The following is a 14256-nucleotide window of genomic DNA, read 5'->3' as shown; positions in this document are numbered from 1 at the left end:
TTAGTATCTTTTCGTAGTGTTTGTCATAAAGTTAAAATTCTTGAATGTATAGAAAAAGGTATCAATTTCTATTTTTTCTAAAAAAGTCATGGGAAATGATGGAGTTTTCCATGGTGAAACATTACTTTGAAAACCTTTAAATCACTAGTGAGGAATCGTTCTCATGTGAGGTTTTCTGACATGGGCTTTGTTTTTGTCAAGAAAATTATTTGTATTCGGGCAAACTTATTTTGTTGTCAGATTTTAAATTTTGATTTATGATTTTTAACAGGGACAAAATGTAGTGAATTGTCGAATAATATGTAATACTCTTAATTTCATGTTTTATAGAGATAGAATGAGAGATAGAGTGACACATCGAAGAGGGGGTTACAAAAAGTATGAAAAGAATAGGACTTGCATGGCAAATTTTAATAGGACTTGCGCTTGGTATTGCAGTTGGGGCGATTTTCTTTGGCAATCCGGAAGTGGTGAAGTACTTACAACCAATTGGTGATATTTTCATCCGATTAATTAAAATGATCGTTGTACCGATTGTTGTAGCAAGTATCGTTGTTGGTGTTGCTGGTGTTGGCGATGTTAAGAAGTTAGGCCGACTAGGCGGAAAAACAATTCTTTACTTTGAAATTATTACAACACTTGCAATTGTTGTTGGTCTATTAATAGCGAACATTTTCCAACCAGGAAAAGGCGTGAATATGGATCAATTGACGAAGACTGATATTTCTAAATATGCAGAAACAACGGCTCAAGTACAAAGTCATTCGTTTGCAGATACATTTGTGAATATCGTTCCAACGAATATTATGAAATCATTAGCTGAAGGCGATATGCTTGCTATTATCTTCTTCTCTGTACTATTTGGTTTAGGAGTTGCGGCGATTGGTGAAAGAGGAAGACCGGTTCTTCAATTTTTCCAAGGTGTAGCAGATGCGATGTTTTACGTGACTAACCAAGTTATGAAATTTGCACCGTTTGGTGTATTCGCATTAATTGGTGTAACAGTTTCTACATTCGGTTTATCTTCATTAATTCCATTAGGGAAATTACTCATTGTAGTATACGGAGCAATGATCTTCTTCGTTGTAGTTGTATTAGGACTTACAGCGAAAATATTCGGTATTAACATTTTCCAATTCTTTAAAATTTTAAAAGACGAGCTTATTCTTGCGTATTCTACTGCGAGTTCAGAAACAGTTTTACCGAAAATTATGGAGAAAATGGAGAAATTCGGTTGTCCGAAAGCAATTACATCTTTCGTTATTCCGACAGGTTATTCATTTAACTTAGATGGATCAACTTTATATCAAGCAATTGCAGCAATTTTCTTAGCACAAATGTACGGTATTGAATTATCCATTACAGAACAAATTACATTATTACTTGTATTAATGGTTACATCAAAAGGTATCGCGGGTGTACCAGGCGTATCATTCGTTGTATTATTAGCAACACTTGGTACAGTAGGTATCCCGGCAGAAGGCTTAGCGTTTATCGCAGGTATTGACCGTATTCTAGATATGGCTCGTACAGCAGTTAACGTTGTAGGTAACTCTTTAGCGGCTGTAGTTATGTCTAAGTGGGAAGGTCAATATGACGCTGAAAAAGGACAAGCCTATTTAAAAGAGATATCTGAAAAGGGTCAAGCGGCTTAATTATGATTTGAAAAGCTCTCACATATTATGTGAGAGCTTTTCTGTATGTAGAAGAGGAGAGAAAGTTATGAAACGTAAGTACGGTGATGGTTCTACGTGGAAGCGATTACTAGAGAAGACATACACAGTAAAACAAGCTGAAGCAGGTATGTTAGGAATATTGGATATAAAAAAGGTGAGAGAGCCTAGTTATAAAGAATACAATAGTAAAGAGCTTTGCATTGCAGGTGATGGGTATACATGGATGCAATATTTTATAAACGGGAAAAACTTTGCAATTACAGCTATGTTAGACAATCAAAAACAATTAGTGCAATATTATATCGATGTGACGAAAGAATTTAAAATAGACGATCGTGGTTTACCTTATTTTGATGATTTATACTTAGATGTAGTATTGTTACCGAACGGTGAAATCTATGTATTGGATGAAGACGAGTTAGAGGATGCTTATAAAATTGGTGATGTTACAAAGGAAGAATATGAGTTAGCATGGAATACAACAAAATGGATTATAGCGACTATAAAAAATAGAAAATTTTATTGGATCTCAATATTGGATAAAGAAATTAAAAAGTTAAAATGATTGGTTTATTCACCTTTTTGTATAATTACCAAAAAAAACTATACAAAAAATAATTGACTTTTGTTTTGTAAGCGAGTAAAGTTAGGAAAGAAATTATTATTAAAAATTAAATATGAAACCTTCTTATAAAGAGAGGCGGAGGGACTGGCCCTACGATGCCTCGGCAGCGGACTCGATTTCAGAGTGCTGTGCCAAATCCAGCAAGCATGTGCTTGAAAGATGAGAAGAGCGTTTCTTATAGATGTATAAGACCTCTTCTCATTGGAAGAGGTCTTTTGTTGTTTATTAGAAAAGGTTGAAAACTAGGGAGAGATGATACTTTGAAAGAAACGAGAGGAAATGGTTTAGCTTTATTACCACTTGGAATATTTTTGGCGCTATTTATTGGTTCTGGGATTATTACAGGTGATTTCTATAAATTGCCGATACTTGTAGCGATTTCAATTGCTGTAGGAATCGCTTTAGTGATGAATCGTAAAGAAAGCTTTAATGTGAAAGTAGAACGATTTGCTAAAGGTGCAGGAAACCCTGATATTATGATCATGGTTCTGATTTTTGTACTTGCAGGGGCGTTTTCTGAAACAGCAAAAGGGATGGGCGGAGTCGATTCCACTGTTAACTTAGCGTTATCTATTTTACCCCAAGGATTTATCGTTGCTGGAATTTTTGTTATAGGGGCATTTATTTCATTAGCGATGGGAACTTCAATGGGAACAATTGCTGCATTAGCACCGATTGCTGTAGGTATTAGTGGGCAAACTGATATCTCAATTGCGCTTACGATGGCTACTGTTGTGGGCGGAGCGATGTTTGGCGATAATTTATCATTTATTTCTGATACGACAATTGCTGCTGTTCGTTCGCAAGGAACAGAAATGAAAGATAAGTTTAAAACGAATTTTTTAATTGTATTGCCAGCTGCAGTCATTACAATTGTACTATTAGTAATGATTACTTTAGGAAATGATACAGAAATTAAAGCTCATACGTTTGATTGGGTGAAGATTTTACCATATGCAGGTGTACTTGTTACAGCGCTACTTGGCTGGAATGTACTCATTGTATTAACTGGTGGAACTGTACTATCTGGTGTTATCGGTCTTATAGATGGAAGTTATACGTTAGAGAGTTTCTTTAAAAGTGTAACGACTGGAATGGGCGGTATGATGGAGTTAGTGTTACTTGCCATTTTAATCGGTGGTATGGTTGAACTTATCCAGTATAATGGCGGCATTCAATATTTAATGAATCTTTTAACACGTAATATTCGTTCGAAAAAAGGAGCGGAGTTTGGTATTGCTGGCTTAGTGAGTATGACGAATATGTGTACAGCAAATAATACAATCTCTATCATTTTTACAGGTCCGCTTGCGAAAAATATTGCGGATCAGTATGAAATTGATCCCCGTAAATCAGCGAGTGTACTGGATCTTTTCTCTTGCTGTATACAAGGGTTAATCCCATATGGTGCTCAAATGTTAACAGCGGCAGGATTTGCTGCGTTATCTCCGGTCGAATTGTTACCATATGCATTTTATCCAATTTTAGTTGGAGTATGTGGAATCATTTCTATATTAATTGGTTTCCCGAGGTTTTCTAAAGTGGCGGAAAAAAAAGAGTATCATAAAACTGCATAAAATAAAGAGACATTTATTATTAGCAGTTGAAAACGCTCGGAGAACATTCTCTGAGCGTTTTTTATTATTTATAAATCCTTTTTCAAATAGTAGTGCTTATAATCTCTTCCTACGTTATCGAGGATACCATACTCTTTATAACCGTATTTTTTATAGAAATCTAATGCTTGAAAGCTTAAAGTGTCAACTTTTATAAAATCACAATTTCTTTCTAAAGCAATTTTTTCTACTTCTAATAACAGTTTAGTTCCATACCCTAATGCACGTATATCTTCATCGATGATAAAAGAGTGAATCTCTAACCAATTCCAACAGACTTCACCTAATATTCCCCCGCGTATCTTACTATTTTCATCTTTAAGAAATAAATGAATCTCTAAGTATCTGTCTCTTAAATCAGATGGAAAGTGCTTTAAATTATATTCATAAAGCTGATTGTTTATATAGTTTTTAGCGGTGGTATTGATTTCTTTCGTAATGTGTAAATTCATGATATATCCCCTTTAATTTAAATATAGCCTTCTGATGTATTTTAACATAATTTTCTTAATAATATTTTTAATGTAATTTAATAAACGTTTGTACGTATTGCTAATTTTTTGGACGCGCAAGTTGAGATTATCACCCGTTATTGAATAAGAATTTTTCTGTATCTATACACATCGAATGCATGTTCGTTTTGAGAGAGGCTGAATTCAACTCAGTCTTAAGTCTGAGTTGAAAACAGTTCTTAAGCTCGTTATGAAAAAATGAAAAAATAGTTAAGATAAGAGTATCAAATCGAAGGGAGGCAAGCACAAGATGAAACAATTTCTAGCGTTTATCGCGGCCGGTATTTTGGCTTTAATTGCTCTTGGTAGTCTTGCTGGTATTATAGGATTCGCAATCGGAGCAGGAGTTGTGTACTGGAGCTATAAATCATTTGTGCGAGCTAAATCATTTTTTGGAAAGTTAGCTTGGGGTATTGTTGGTTTGATCGGCTTGTCCATTGCACTTTCTCATTCCCCAGCATTAATCGGTATCGCAGCATTAGTAGTTTTATACTACGGATACCGTGAGTGGAAAAAAGGAAAAAATGTAGTTGTTGATTCTGCTCCAGAAAGTTCTAAACCATATAGCAACTTTGAAGATGAGTGGAACAAGTTAATGAAAAACTAATATAAAATAAATCAAATTATAAAGTAGAAGAGAGGAAGATTATAATGAAACAATCTTTATTCGGACGTGTACGCGATGCAATTTTAGCTGATTTTCATAATGTGTTAGATGAGAAAGAAAGAAAAAATCCAATTGCTATGTTAAACCAATATTTACGCGATAGTGAGCGTGAAATAACAAAAATTGAGAAGTTAATTCAGCGTCATAAAACATTAAAATCTAACTTCGCTCGTGAGCTTGAGCAAGCACGTTATTTCATTAATAAAAGATCAAAGCAAGCTATCATCGCACAAGAAGCAGGCGAATTGCAATTGCATGAACGTGCATTAGAAGAAGTAGCGTATTATGAAGGGCAAGTAACTCGCTTAGAAGAAATGTATGCTGGTGTTGTAGAGCAAATTGATGAGTTAGAGCGTCGGCTTTCAGAAATGAAAAATAAATTAAAAGAAATGAACGCAAAGCGTATGGAATTAATGGCACGTGAAAATATGGCGCATGCAAACCGCCGTATGAATACTGCTATGCATAAAATGGATGAAAATAATCCGTTCTTACGATTCGAAGAAATTGAAGATCACATTCGTGACATAGAGCTTCGTATAAATGAAGAGCATGAGCGTGATACATTTGATATGAAAATTGCAAAACTAGAGCGTGAAATGAAAGAGAAAAATGAAGTATCGTTAACGAAAGAAGTAACAAAATAATTGTAGTATATAATAAAACTGGCTTATGATATAGTGATAGAAGAAAAGGTGTTGGAAAGCAATGCCTTTTCTTCTATGTATAGGTGACAAAGAGGGGGGGAGCTGAAATGAAGAAGCACTTTTCAAAAACACAATTAATGGGGATGCTCCTCATCATATTTGGATTCGGTCTTTTTCTTGATATGCTACTTGGACATTTTGAACCAGGTGGTCTAATATTTGCATTTATTATGATTATGTTTGGAAGACATTATCGAAAGAAGAACCGTTATGTAAGAGGGAATGTATTTTTATTTGTTGGTGGTATTGTATTCTTATTCTTCTTATTTTCATCAGCAGCATTCGTACTTGTTGTGTTTGCTTGTTTAGCTTTAATTGGTTATCAACTTATTCAACAAGGACATCAGCAAAAAGCAATGAAAGTTGAAATTAAAGAAAAGGGATATATAGATGAAGAAAAACAAATATATCGTACAGAACCGTATATAAAAAATATGTTTGTAGGTAATGTACGAATGATGGATCATATTTATGAACTAGAGGATATTAACGTCCAATATGGCGCTTGTGATGTCGAGATTGATTTAACAACTGCTATGATTCCGGAGGGGGAAACGGTTATTGTTATTCGGGGCGTCATTGGTAATATTCGTTTATATGTACCATATGATATTGAATTGTCTTTAAATCATTCTGTTATTGTTGGGCGAGTGCTCCTGCCAGGACACGAAGAAACAGGATTTAACCGTAATGTTACGTTTAGAACAGAACAGTATAAAGAAGCCCCTCGTCGTATTAAAATTATTTCTTCGCTTGTCGTAGGCGATACGGAAGTGAGGAAAGTATAATGAAAAAACAAAGGAATATTTCGTGGATGTATATTCGTTATTCTATGTTGTCCTCTGTAAGTATCGCACTTATTTGTACAATTGTATATGTATGGAAAAGCGAGCAACAAGTTTATGATTTACTATGGAAAGAATCCATTGCTTCTGTTCCAATTGGCTTGTTTATTATGAGTACGAGTCTTCTTATCGGAGGAATTGTAGGATATGCAATCGGTTATTATATAGAACAGCGTATACAAGGATTAAATACTTTTCTATTTGAAGTAGAGCGAGGGAATTTTCCGAGTGATGTTTCATTTACTGCGGACGATGAATTTCATGAAGTGGAACGAAAAGTAATTGGTCTTGCTCGTCGCTTAGAGGAGCAAGCTGGGCTATTTCAAAAAGTAACGAATGAACGAGCCCATTGGAATGAAGAGATGAGACAAGAAGCGATTTCTCAAGAAAGGCATCGATTAGCGAGAGAGCTGCATGATTCTGTAAGTCAGCAGCTTTTTGCAATGTCGATGATGATGTCAGCCATTAATGAACAAGTAGCTGAAATTCCAGACACGACGAAAAAACAGTTGCAGCTTGTTGAGAATATGGTTGTAAATGCACAATCAGAAATGAGAGCATTGCTCCTTCATTTACGCCCAGTGCAGTTAGAAGGTAAGAAACTAACAGAGGGTATAGAAGAATTATTAACAGAACTGTCTAGAAAGCAACATATGAAAATTGAATGGTTAATTGAACCGATTCAATTAAAAAAAGGTGTAGAGGATCATTTATTCCGTATTGTACAAGAGGCGCTGTCTAATACTTTACGGCATGCGAAGGCAAAGAAAACCGAAGTACGCCTTCGTAAAATTGATCAATATGCGATTTTGAAAATTATTGATGACGGTGTTGGGTTTAAAGTTGGGGTTAATAAGGCTGGTTCATACGGTTTAAGGTCAATGCAAGAGCGAGTTCATGAAATTGGTGGTACATTAAAAGTTCTTAGTTTTCCGAATAAAGGTACGCAAATAGAAGTGAAAGTACCTATTATGATTGAGAGAGGGGGGGGAGAATCATGATAAAAGTATTACTAGTTGATGATCATGAAATGGTTCGAATGGGTGTATCAGCATATTTATCAACGCAGCCAGATATTGAAGTAGTTGGAGAAGCTGAAAATGGAAGAAAAGGTTCAGAGTTAGCTTTGCAATTAAGACCGGATATTATTTTAATGGACCTTGTTATGGATGAGATGGACGGGGTTGAAGCAACACGTGCTATTATTCAAGAATGGCCAGAAGCGAAAATTGTAGTTGTAACGAGCTTTTTAGATGATGAAAAGTTATATCCTGTTATTGAGGCGGGAGCGACAAGTTATTTATTAAAAACATCAAGAGCGAGTGATATTGCAGACGCTGTAAGAGCTACTTATGATGGGGAAACGGTATTAGAGCCGAAAGTTACTGGCAAAATGATGTCTCGTATGCGTCAGAAGAAAGAACACCCTTTGCATGAGGAGTTAACAGAAAGAGAGTCTGAAATTTTGTTATTAATTGCAGAGGGGAAAAGTAATCAAGAGATTGCAGATGAGTTGTTTATTGCCCTTAAAACAGTAAAGACACATGTGAGTAATATATTAAATAAGCTAAATGTAAGTGACCGGACACAGGCGGTTATTTATGCGTTTAGACACCAATTGACGAAATAAGAAGGAAGCTTTGACTATATATGGTCAAAGCTTTTTGTTGACGGTCATTTATGTAAGCGTTATCATTAAGGTGTTAACAGTACATACAAAGGGGAGAGAGTGTATGTTAGTTCAAACGATATTTGGAATGGATGAAACGAAAAAATTAGGTAACTATGTGAATGCGTTGCAAGCACTTTGTGAACAATATGATATTGAAACAGATCGTATTGCAATTATTGAGGCAACAGAAGAATATTATTTATTTCTAGTGAAGCAAGAAGATTGCTATGATGTTGTAAAAGTAGAAACAGTGGATACGAATATTGATTACTATACGAAAGCTTATAAAGTAAGTAGCTTTAATCATACTTCTTATCAAATGTAAAAAACTCCCGAAATGGGAGTTTTTTTATGATACTTTCGATTCAGGTGAATGATCCGTTAATGGTACTGCTTTTGCACCACTTAATTTTGCGATAGCAAGACCGATAATAGCCCCAACTAATGCTGGTACTAACCAGCCGATTCCTTCATTATATAATGGAATAAACTCGAAATAAGATGTGATAGATGAAACAGGAATATTCCCTTGTTTTAATCCATCAAATACGCTCACAACTGCAGATCCGATTAACGCACCTACATAAACAGAACGATATCCACCGAAATATTTATGAAGTAAGGATAGTAATACAAGTACAATCGCAATTGGATATACAACAAGTAAAATAGGAACAGAGATTGCGATGATTTTTGTTAAACCTAAGTTGGCAACTAATAATCCTAATGTGCAAATGACACTTGCTAACATTTTGTATGAAAATTTTGTCAATAATGTTGAGAAGTATTGACTGCATGCAGATACAAGTCCAATACATGTTGTTAAGCAAGCGAGTGTAACGATAAGAGATAATAGAATTAGACCATAGGGACCAAGTAATTGTTGTACGATAACGGTAAGTAGCTGTCCGCCGTTTGTTGCGTATCCGAGAGAGACACTAGTTGTACCGAGCCAGCCAAGTGCACCATATACAAGTATGAGACCAGTAGCGGCAATAAGTCCTGCTTTTGCTGTTGCGATGGCAATTGATTTACGGTCATTCACACCTTTTGAGCGAATTGTATTTACAACGATAATTCCAAATGCAAGTGCTGAAATGGTATCCATCGTTAAGTATCCTTCCATAAAACCTTTGAAAATTGGAGAAATTTGATACTCTTGCATTGCTGGTCCGGATTGCCCGAGGGGTGTAAATACACCCTTAACAAATAATGAGAAAATAGAGAGTAATAAAATAGGTGTTAATACACTTCCAATACGATCGACGAGTTTAGAAGGATTTAAACTAAGCCAAAATACGATAGCAAAGAAGATGACTGTGTATAAAAATAGCGTTAGGCTGCTAGAGCGAATAGTTTCTGGTAAGAAAGAACTAACTCCCATTTCATAAGCGACATTAGCAACACGTGGGATGCCCATAGACGGACCGATTGCAATGTATACAACCACCGTAAAGAATATTCCGAATAATGGGTGAACATGACTTGCAAGTTGTTGCATTCCATTTCCTGATAGAGAAATGGCGATAACAGTAAGTAGCGGTAAGCCGACTCCTGTTAGTAAAAAACCAATCATTGCTGGCCAAAAGTTTTCACCAGCATTTTGTCCAAGCATTGGAGGGAAAATTAAATTGCCTGCTCCAAAAAATAAAGAAAATAGCATAAGACCTGTGAAAAAAACATGTTTTTTTGATACAGTGTTCATTGTTTTTTCCTCCTTTTTTGTAAATTCATTGTAAGAACACAAAAAACTCGTCCCTTAAGAAAGGGACGAGTTATATTTACCCGCGATACCACCCTAATTTATACATGTAGAAATATATCTATATGTATACGGCTTTACAACGTACAACATGATACGTGTTCCTTGTAACGGGGGACGACCGGTAAGAACTTACTTCAGCATTCGGTTCTACTTCTCGGAGATGATTTTCGGTTACGAACTGAGCATTGGCTTTCAGCAAAATACCAACTCTCTGGGGAACAGCTCTATAACATACTCGTTCTCGTCAATGAATTTTTATTCAAGTATTCTGACAATATTTTCACATGTTTTTTTTAGAAAGTCAACATATTTTTTGGGAAATACACTTTCCTATAGAAATATAGCTGAGAATATAAGGGTTAATGCTGTTTGTAAAAATGCTGTAAAACATTATAGAGAATTGTAAAGTTTATGGAGAAAATCGATATTTATAGGAGTAAGGGAGGAATTGTTTGAATTTGCAGAGAATAATACAACAATCCACTTGCTGGAAAGAACAAACCAAAAGAGGTGACTGAAATGCTTGCGATGGGAGTATTATTTGGCATTATTGCTATAATTGGTTTTATGTGGTTATATTATTCGCGTTCGTTTAAACAAGCAGAAGTTTTACTCTTCCAAAAAGGTAGTTTGTTGACAAATCAGTCTAGATATTTAGTATGTCCGAAGTGTGGAAGTGCACAGGCCAGGAGTGGAGGATATCAAGAGTGTTGCAAAATTAGATTATGAAAGAAGGAAGCCTCACATTATTTTGTGAGGCTTCCTTCCTTACAATTTTTTCGCGCTCCAAATTGTCCAACGATCTCTTTCGATGATAGGAGAGACGTTTTGTAATGCGGTTTGGATATGATGTAGAAGTTGAGAAAGTTCATTATCTGTTAATTCATATAGAATGGATCGTCCGGTTCGAGGAGATAAATCTTGCAGCAATGCTTCTACAGAATCATGTGTTTTTCGTACTTCCCATTGTGTTTGTATGGGGAATACTTGAAGAGAATATTTTTGTAATTCTTGCTGTATGGTAGTGGTTTTTGGTCTTCTTTTTGATTCTATTTCAATGAGTTTTGGAAATACAGAGAAAAAATATCCACGAATGTGTTCAGGATTTCCTGGAATTGTACAATCTTCAATAGTTCGGTCTTGTAAAATAAGTGTACCGTCTTTTTTTAATATGCGAGAAGCCTCTCGTATAAAAATAGGAATATCTTGTAAGTGATGAATGACTGCACGCGAAATGATAAGGTCGAATGTTTCGTTAGGGTATGGAATATTATGCGCATCACCGTGAATGAATGAAATGTTCGGGAAGGCATTACAATTTTCTTTTGCAGCTTGTAATATTTCTTTTGAAAAATCAAGCCCAACAACACTTTTGGCTCCCATAAGAGCAAGTTCTTTCGTATAAATGCCGCCACCACAACCTATATCAATTACTTTTTTATTTTGCACATCTGCAATATTATTTATTGTGTCCTGCCATGAAATATGTGCGTTACGATTTGCATACGTATACTTATTATTTGCATCATGAAAATTAATGGACATTGTAAAATCCTCCCTTCAATGTATAGTATAGCTCATTCTATATAATGTAACGTTTTTGTTTTATGTATGAGGATTATAAGAATTTCTTATTGGAAAAGGAGAATCGATTTGAAAGGGAAATATTTAATGTTTTTATGTGTTATTTTACTCGCGTCGTGTGGTCAAGCCGAGCAAAAGAAAGAATCAAAACAAGTAGAGGAGACAGTGAATGAAGTGAAAGAACCATTACAAGTAACTGTTATGCAAAAAGGTAAAGAAGAAAAAAATTTAAAGAAAATGGATGCGGAGTTGGTGGTGGATATTATAAACAAAGCGGAAAAACAAGAAGTAACGGGTAGTTTTGGTGAACCGGAATATGAAATACAAATTAGTAGAGATGGAAAAAAAGAAACATATTATGCATGGTTAAGAGGAGAAGACCGCCGAGGATGGGTACAGTATAAGAAAGATATGTATATGCTTAACGAAAAAGATACGGAAAAGCTTTTGGCTATATTTCCAAAGATTCCAGAACAAAAAGAAGATGAGATGCAGGTAGGTACTTTAACGGAAGTAACAAAAAAAGACATGCAGATTACTGCGTTTCATATTAAAGCAGGTGATCAAAAAATGAATTATACAGTACGTTATACGATTTCACAATCACTATATAATAAGTTAGCAAAGGAACAAGAATATTATTTGCAATTAATTTTCCCGGAAAAGGTTCAAAAATTAATTAGCGCAAAAGAGAGTGAAATAATTTCAGCTGAAAAAGTAAAGGAAGGGTATAAACAGTATGAATTGAATGTTACTGTTCCGATAAAAGATGCTTCAGAATCACAATTAAAATCACTAGAAACCTATTATGATAATTACGATTTGCAAATATTAAATAGTAAGAAAGAAAAAGTAGGAGCATTTCAAAACATTATTCAAATTGTTAAAGAGTATGGTGAAAAAATGAATTTACAAAGATAAAGTGAAACTTTAATCAGTGGGGGGGCATCCCCCGCTGATTATTAGCATGACTCCCACCTAACTTCTTTGCTCCAGCCGAATTTTGAGGTGGGATTCTTACTACCCGCAAATAGCGGGCAGTAAGAATCATAAAGTCTATATGGCCTTTCCTAGGAAATGATAATAGAGGGGAAAGGTCCCCTCTATTATTTTGCTTTTGCAGATGGTTCATTCATTGATTTTCGTGTAATTAGAAAGGAAATCATAAGAGCAGAAAGAATAATAAGGGCTATAAATAAGTGATTTGGCAACCAATCTAATAATAATACGTAACTGACGGTATAAAAAATAAGAGTTGAAGCTAAAAACGATAGAGCGCCTATCATAAGAGATTGTAATTTCATTTGTATTTACCTCCTTTTATTTTTATTTTTGGCTAAAAATGGATGAAATAAACATTATTTCTAACAATAGAAAAAAATATGTCATAATAGAGAAAAGAATAAGTTTTGATGAGTGTATATGGCTCAGTAAAGCGAGATAAAGGAGAGGAATATGAAAAATAATAAAAAAGGGTTATGGGGAATTATTGTTGCAATAGGGTTATTTTTACTATCTAAGTTAAAATGGGTATTTGCAATTTTTAAGTTAGCAAAATTTTCAACAGTATTTAGTATGTTTTTATCGCTTGGTGCATACGCAGTCATATATGGTTGGAAGTTTGGGGTAGCACTCGTGTATTTATTGTTTGTACATGAGTTGGGGCATTTATGGGCAGCGAGAAAGAAAGGTATACCAACATCGCCAGCAATCTTCATACCATTTATGGGAGCTCTTATTGGGATGAAAGAGATGCCGAAAAATGCAAAAGATGAAGCTTACATTGCATATATGGGACCTCTTTTCGGATTGCTTTCATTTTTACCCGCGATCCCACTGTATATAATAACGAAAGAGCCGTTTTGGGCGCTTATTATTTTACTTGGAAGTATGATTAATTTCTTTAACTTAATTCCAGTTTCTCCGTTAGATGGTGGACGAATAATTTCAGTTGTAAGCACGAAAATTTGGGGAGCAGGGCTAGCTTTACTACTCGGCTATTCTATTTACTTCAAGAGTATTTTAGGAGGATTTATTTTTATTATCGGCTGTATGGAACTATATAGAGTAATAAAGAGAGATGAGCCGATTAAGGAATTAGGATATAAAATCGATGGAATGAAAGAATATGTTGCTAGGCTTGAAGAGGAATTAAAAGAAACTGGTGCGGTGCATCGAACGATTTATATGATTCACCATGAGATGAATGTATTAAGACAAAGAGAACGTGAAAAAGAATTAAAAACAGGAGAACTTCAAAAGATTGAAGTGCTAGAGTATCTTTTACCAAAATTTGAGCCACTTGATTATGTTCCATATGAAGATGAACAAGATGAGTATACAATTCGTATAAGAGAAGCGTTTGAACTGTCGGAAAGAAAATTAAATGAATGGGAAACAGAAAAGAAACAACAAGAAAATTATTATAAAGTCGATACAAAAACAAAATGGACAGTATTTGCTTGTTATATCGGATTAATGGCTATACTCGGTTATACAGCTTATGAAGGTTATGTTGTTTTACAAGAACACTTGCCAAAGAGAAGTTTGTAGAAAAATAGTGTCGAAATGATAGGAAAGGTTTAAA

16 protein-coding genes, 1 riboswitch and 1 other annotated feature are annotated in these 14256 nt (G+C 34.9%); of the genes, 12 read left to right on the top strand and 4 right to left on the bottom strand.

Annotated elements, in window-relative coordinates; genetic code table 11:
- Positions 1-380 precede the first annotated feature (380 nt).
- The 3 genes from gltP (at position 381) to CQZ94_RS01940 (ending at position 3878) form a co-directional block, all read left to right on the top strand.
- On the top strand, positions 381-1655 hold the full coding sequence (gene gltP, locus CQZ94_RS01950) for a glutamate/aspartate:proton symporter GltP (RefSeq protein WP_105584069.1): 1275 nt from the start codon (positions 381-383) through the stop codon (positions 1653-1655).
- Positions 1656-1722: 67 nt separating this feature from the next.
- The gene (locus CQZ94_RS01945; protein ID WP_105584068.1) at positions 1723-2241 is read left to right on the top strand and encodes a ribonuclease FAU-1 family protein; all 519 of its coding nucleotides are present in this window, start codon (positions 1723-1725) and stop codon (positions 2239-2241) included.
- 120 nt (positions 2242-2361) lie between these two features.
- A riboswitch (SAM riboswitch) is annotated at positions 2362-2467 on the top strand.
- Positions 2468-2561: 94 nt separating this feature from the next.
- Positions 2562-3878 (top strand): Na+/H+ antiporter NhaC family protein, encoded by a 1317-nt coding sequence (locus tag CQZ94_RS01940; protein WP_105584067.1) that lies wholly within the window; start codon positions 2562-2564, stop codon positions 3876-3878.
- A gap of 68 nt (positions 3879-3946) precedes the next feature.
- Here the strand turns inward: CQZ94_RS01940 and CQZ94_RS01935 are convergent, their stop codons facing one another.
- Positions 3947-4369 (bottom strand): GNAT family N-acetyltransferase, encoded by a 423-nt coding sequence (locus CQZ94_RS01935; RefSeq protein WP_105584066.1) that lies wholly within the window; start codon positions 4367-4369, stop codon positions 3947-3949.
- Between the two features lie 310 nt (positions 4370-4679).
- Between CQZ94_RS01935 and CQZ94_RS01930 the strand changes: the two genes are divergently transcribed.
- The 6 genes from CQZ94_RS01930 to CQZ94_RS01905 all read left to right on the top strand — a co-directional run bounded on the left by CQZ94_RS01930 (position 4680) and on the right by CQZ94_RS01905 (position 8645).
- Positions 4680-5036, top strand: coding sequence for a lmo0954 family membrane protein (locus CQZ94_RS01930; RefSeq protein WP_105584065.1), 357 nt, complete (start codon positions 4680-4682; stop codon positions 5034-5036).
- A gap of 44 nt (positions 5037-5080) precedes the next feature.
- Positions 5081-5743 carry a PspA/IM30 family protein gene (locus tag CQZ94_RS01925; protein ID WP_105584064.1) on the top strand — a complete coding sequence of 221 codons (663 nt, stop codon included), beginning with the start codon at positions 5081-5083 and terminating at the stop codon, positions 5741-5743.
- A 107-nt stretch (positions 5744-5850) separates the two neighbouring features.
- A complete protein-coding gene (gene liaF / locus CQZ94_RS01920; RefSeq protein ID WP_105584063.1) occupies positions 5851-6591 on the top strand; it encodes a cell wall-active antibiotics response protein LiaF in 741 nt (246 codons plus the stop codon).
- Positions 6591-7649: a sensor histidine kinase gene (locus tag CQZ94_RS01915; RefSeq protein WP_105584062.1), complete on the top strand. Its 1059-nt coding sequence runs from the start codon at positions 6591-6593 to the stop codon at positions 7647-7649. The genes liaF and CQZ94_RS01915 overlap by 1 nt, the downstream gene beginning before the upstream one ends.
- Positions 7646-8278: a response regulator gene (locus CQZ94_RS01910; protein WP_103591984.1), complete on the top strand. Its 633-nt coding sequence runs from the start codon at positions 7646-7648 to the stop codon at positions 8276-8278. Before CQZ94_RS01915 ends, CQZ94_RS01910 begins: the two co-directional genes overlap by 4 nt.
- A gap of 10 nt (positions 8279-8288) precedes the next feature.
- Positions 8289-8645, top strand: coding sequence for a DUF3992 domain-containing protein (locus CQZ94_RS01905; protein ID WP_002126339.1), 357 nt, complete (start codon positions 8289-8291; stop codon positions 8643-8645).
- 24 nt (positions 8646-8669) lie between these two features.
- On the opposite strand, the gene brnQ3 is transcribed toward CQZ94_RS01905, so the two are convergent.
- Entirely contained in the window at positions 8670-10025 is a 1356-nt protein-coding gene (brnQ3, locus tag CQZ94_RS01900; RefSeq protein ID WP_105584061.1) for a branched-chain amino acid transport system II carrier protein BrnQ3, read from the bottom strand.
- A 58-nt stretch (positions 10026-10083) separates the two neighbouring features.
- Positions 10084-10342, bottom strand: a binding site (T-box leader).
- 262 nt (positions 10343-10604) lie between these two features.
- On the opposite strand from brnQ3, the gene CQZ94_RS01895 reads away from it, so the two are divergent.
- Positions 10605-10814, top strand: coding sequence for a hypothetical protein (locus CQZ94_RS01895; RefSeq protein ID WP_000880630.1), 210 nt, complete (start codon positions 10605-10607; stop codon positions 10812-10814).
- Between the two features lie 39 nt (positions 10815-10853).
- Here CQZ94_RS01895 and CQZ94_RS01890 read toward each other — a convergent pair whose 3' ends face one another.
- Positions 10854-11630, bottom strand: coding sequence for a class I SAM-dependent methyltransferase (locus CQZ94_RS01890; protein WP_105584060.1), 777 nt, complete (start codon positions 11628-11630; stop codon positions 10854-10856).
- Positions 11631-11738: 108 nt separating this feature from the next.
- On the opposite strand from CQZ94_RS01890, the gene CQZ94_RS01885 reads away from it, so the two are divergent.
- Positions 11739-12590, top strand: a complete 852-nt coding sequence (locus CQZ94_RS01885; protein WP_105584059.1) for a YhfM domain-containing protein — start codon at positions 11739-11741, stop codon at positions 12588-12590.
- Positions 12591-12775: 185 nt separating this feature from the next.
- Here the strand turns inward: CQZ94_RS01885 and CQZ94_RS01875 are convergent, their stop codons facing one another.
- Positions 12776-12973, bottom strand: a complete 198-nt coding sequence (locus CQZ94_RS01875; protein ID WP_000776287.1) for a hypothetical protein — start codon at positions 12971-12973, stop codon at positions 12776-12778.
- Between the two features lie 151 nt (positions 12974-13124).
- Here CQZ94_RS01875 and CQZ94_RS01870 point away from each other — a divergent pair, with 151 nt between their 5' ends.
- Positions 13125-14222 carry a site-2 protease family protein gene (locus tag CQZ94_RS01870; RefSeq protein WP_105584057.1) on the top strand — a complete coding sequence of 366 codons (1098 nt, stop codon included), beginning with the start codon at positions 13125-13127 and terminating at the stop codon, positions 14220-14222.
- Positions 14223-14256 lie beyond the last annotated feature (34 nt).

The sequence above is a fragment of the Bacillus sp. MYb209 genome (genome assembly GCF_002975175.1).
GTDB lineage: Bacteria > Bacillota > Bacilli > Bacillales > Bacillaceae_G > Bacillus_A.
The sequence above is the reverse complement of the archived record's forward strand: the minus strand, read 5'-3'. Positions and strand labels throughout refer to the sequence as shown.

What these genes read in the sequence shown, in the direction of transcription:
- gltP (WP_105584069.1), top strand. Translation starts at nt 381, where the DNA reads ATGAAAAGAATAGGACTTGCATGGCAAATTTTAATAGGACTTGCGCTT.
- CQZ94_RS01945 (WP_105584068.1), top strand. Translation starts at nt 1,723, where the DNA reads ATGAAACGTAAGTACGGTGATGGTTCTACGTGGAAGCGATTACTAGAG.
- CQZ94_RS01935 (WP_105584066.1), bottom strand. Translation starts at nt 4,369, where the DNA reads ATGAATTTACACATTACGAAAGAAATCAATACCACCGCTAAAAACTAT.
- CQZ94_RS01930 (WP_105584065.1), top strand. Translation starts at nt 4,680, where the DNA reads ATGAAACAATTTCTAGCGTTTATCGCGGCCGGTATTTTGGCTTTAATT.
- CQZ94_RS01925 (WP_105584064.1), top strand. Translation starts at nt 5,081, where the DNA reads ATGAAACAATCTTTATTCGGACGTGTACGCGATGCAATTTTAGCTGAT.
- liaF (WP_105584063.1), top strand. Translation starts at nt 5,851, where the DNA reads ATGAAGAAGCACTTTTCAAAAACACAATTAATGGGGATGCTCCTCATC.
- CQZ94_RS01915 (WP_105584062.1), top strand. Translation starts at nt 6,591, where the DNA reads ATGAAAAAACAAAGGAATATTTCGTGGATGTATATTCGTTATTCTATG.
- CQZ94_RS01910 (WP_103591984.1), top strand. Translation starts at nt 7,646, where the DNA reads ATGATAAAAGTATTACTAGTTGATGATCATGAAATGGTTCGAATGGGT.
- brnQ3 (WP_105584061.1), bottom strand. Translation starts at nt 10,025, where the DNA reads ATGAACACTGTATCAAAAAAACATGTTTTTTTCACAGGTCTTATGCTA.
- CQZ94_RS01895 (WP_000880630.1), top strand. Translation starts at nt 10,605, where the DNA reads ATGCTTGCGATGGGAGTATTATTTGGCATTATTGCTATAATTGGTTTT.
- CQZ94_RS01890 (WP_105584060.1), bottom strand. Translation starts at nt 11,630, where the DNA reads ATGTCCATTAATTTTCATGATGCAAATAATAAGTATACGTATGCAAAT.
- CQZ94_RS01875 (WP_000776287.1), bottom strand. Translation starts at nt 12,973, where the DNA reads ATGAAATTACAATCTCTTATGATAGGCGCTCTATCGTTTTTAGCTTCA.
- CQZ94_RS01870 (WP_105584057.1), top strand. Translation starts at nt 13,125, where the DNA reads ATGAAAAATAATAAAAAAGGGTTATGGGGAATTATTGTTGCAATAGGG.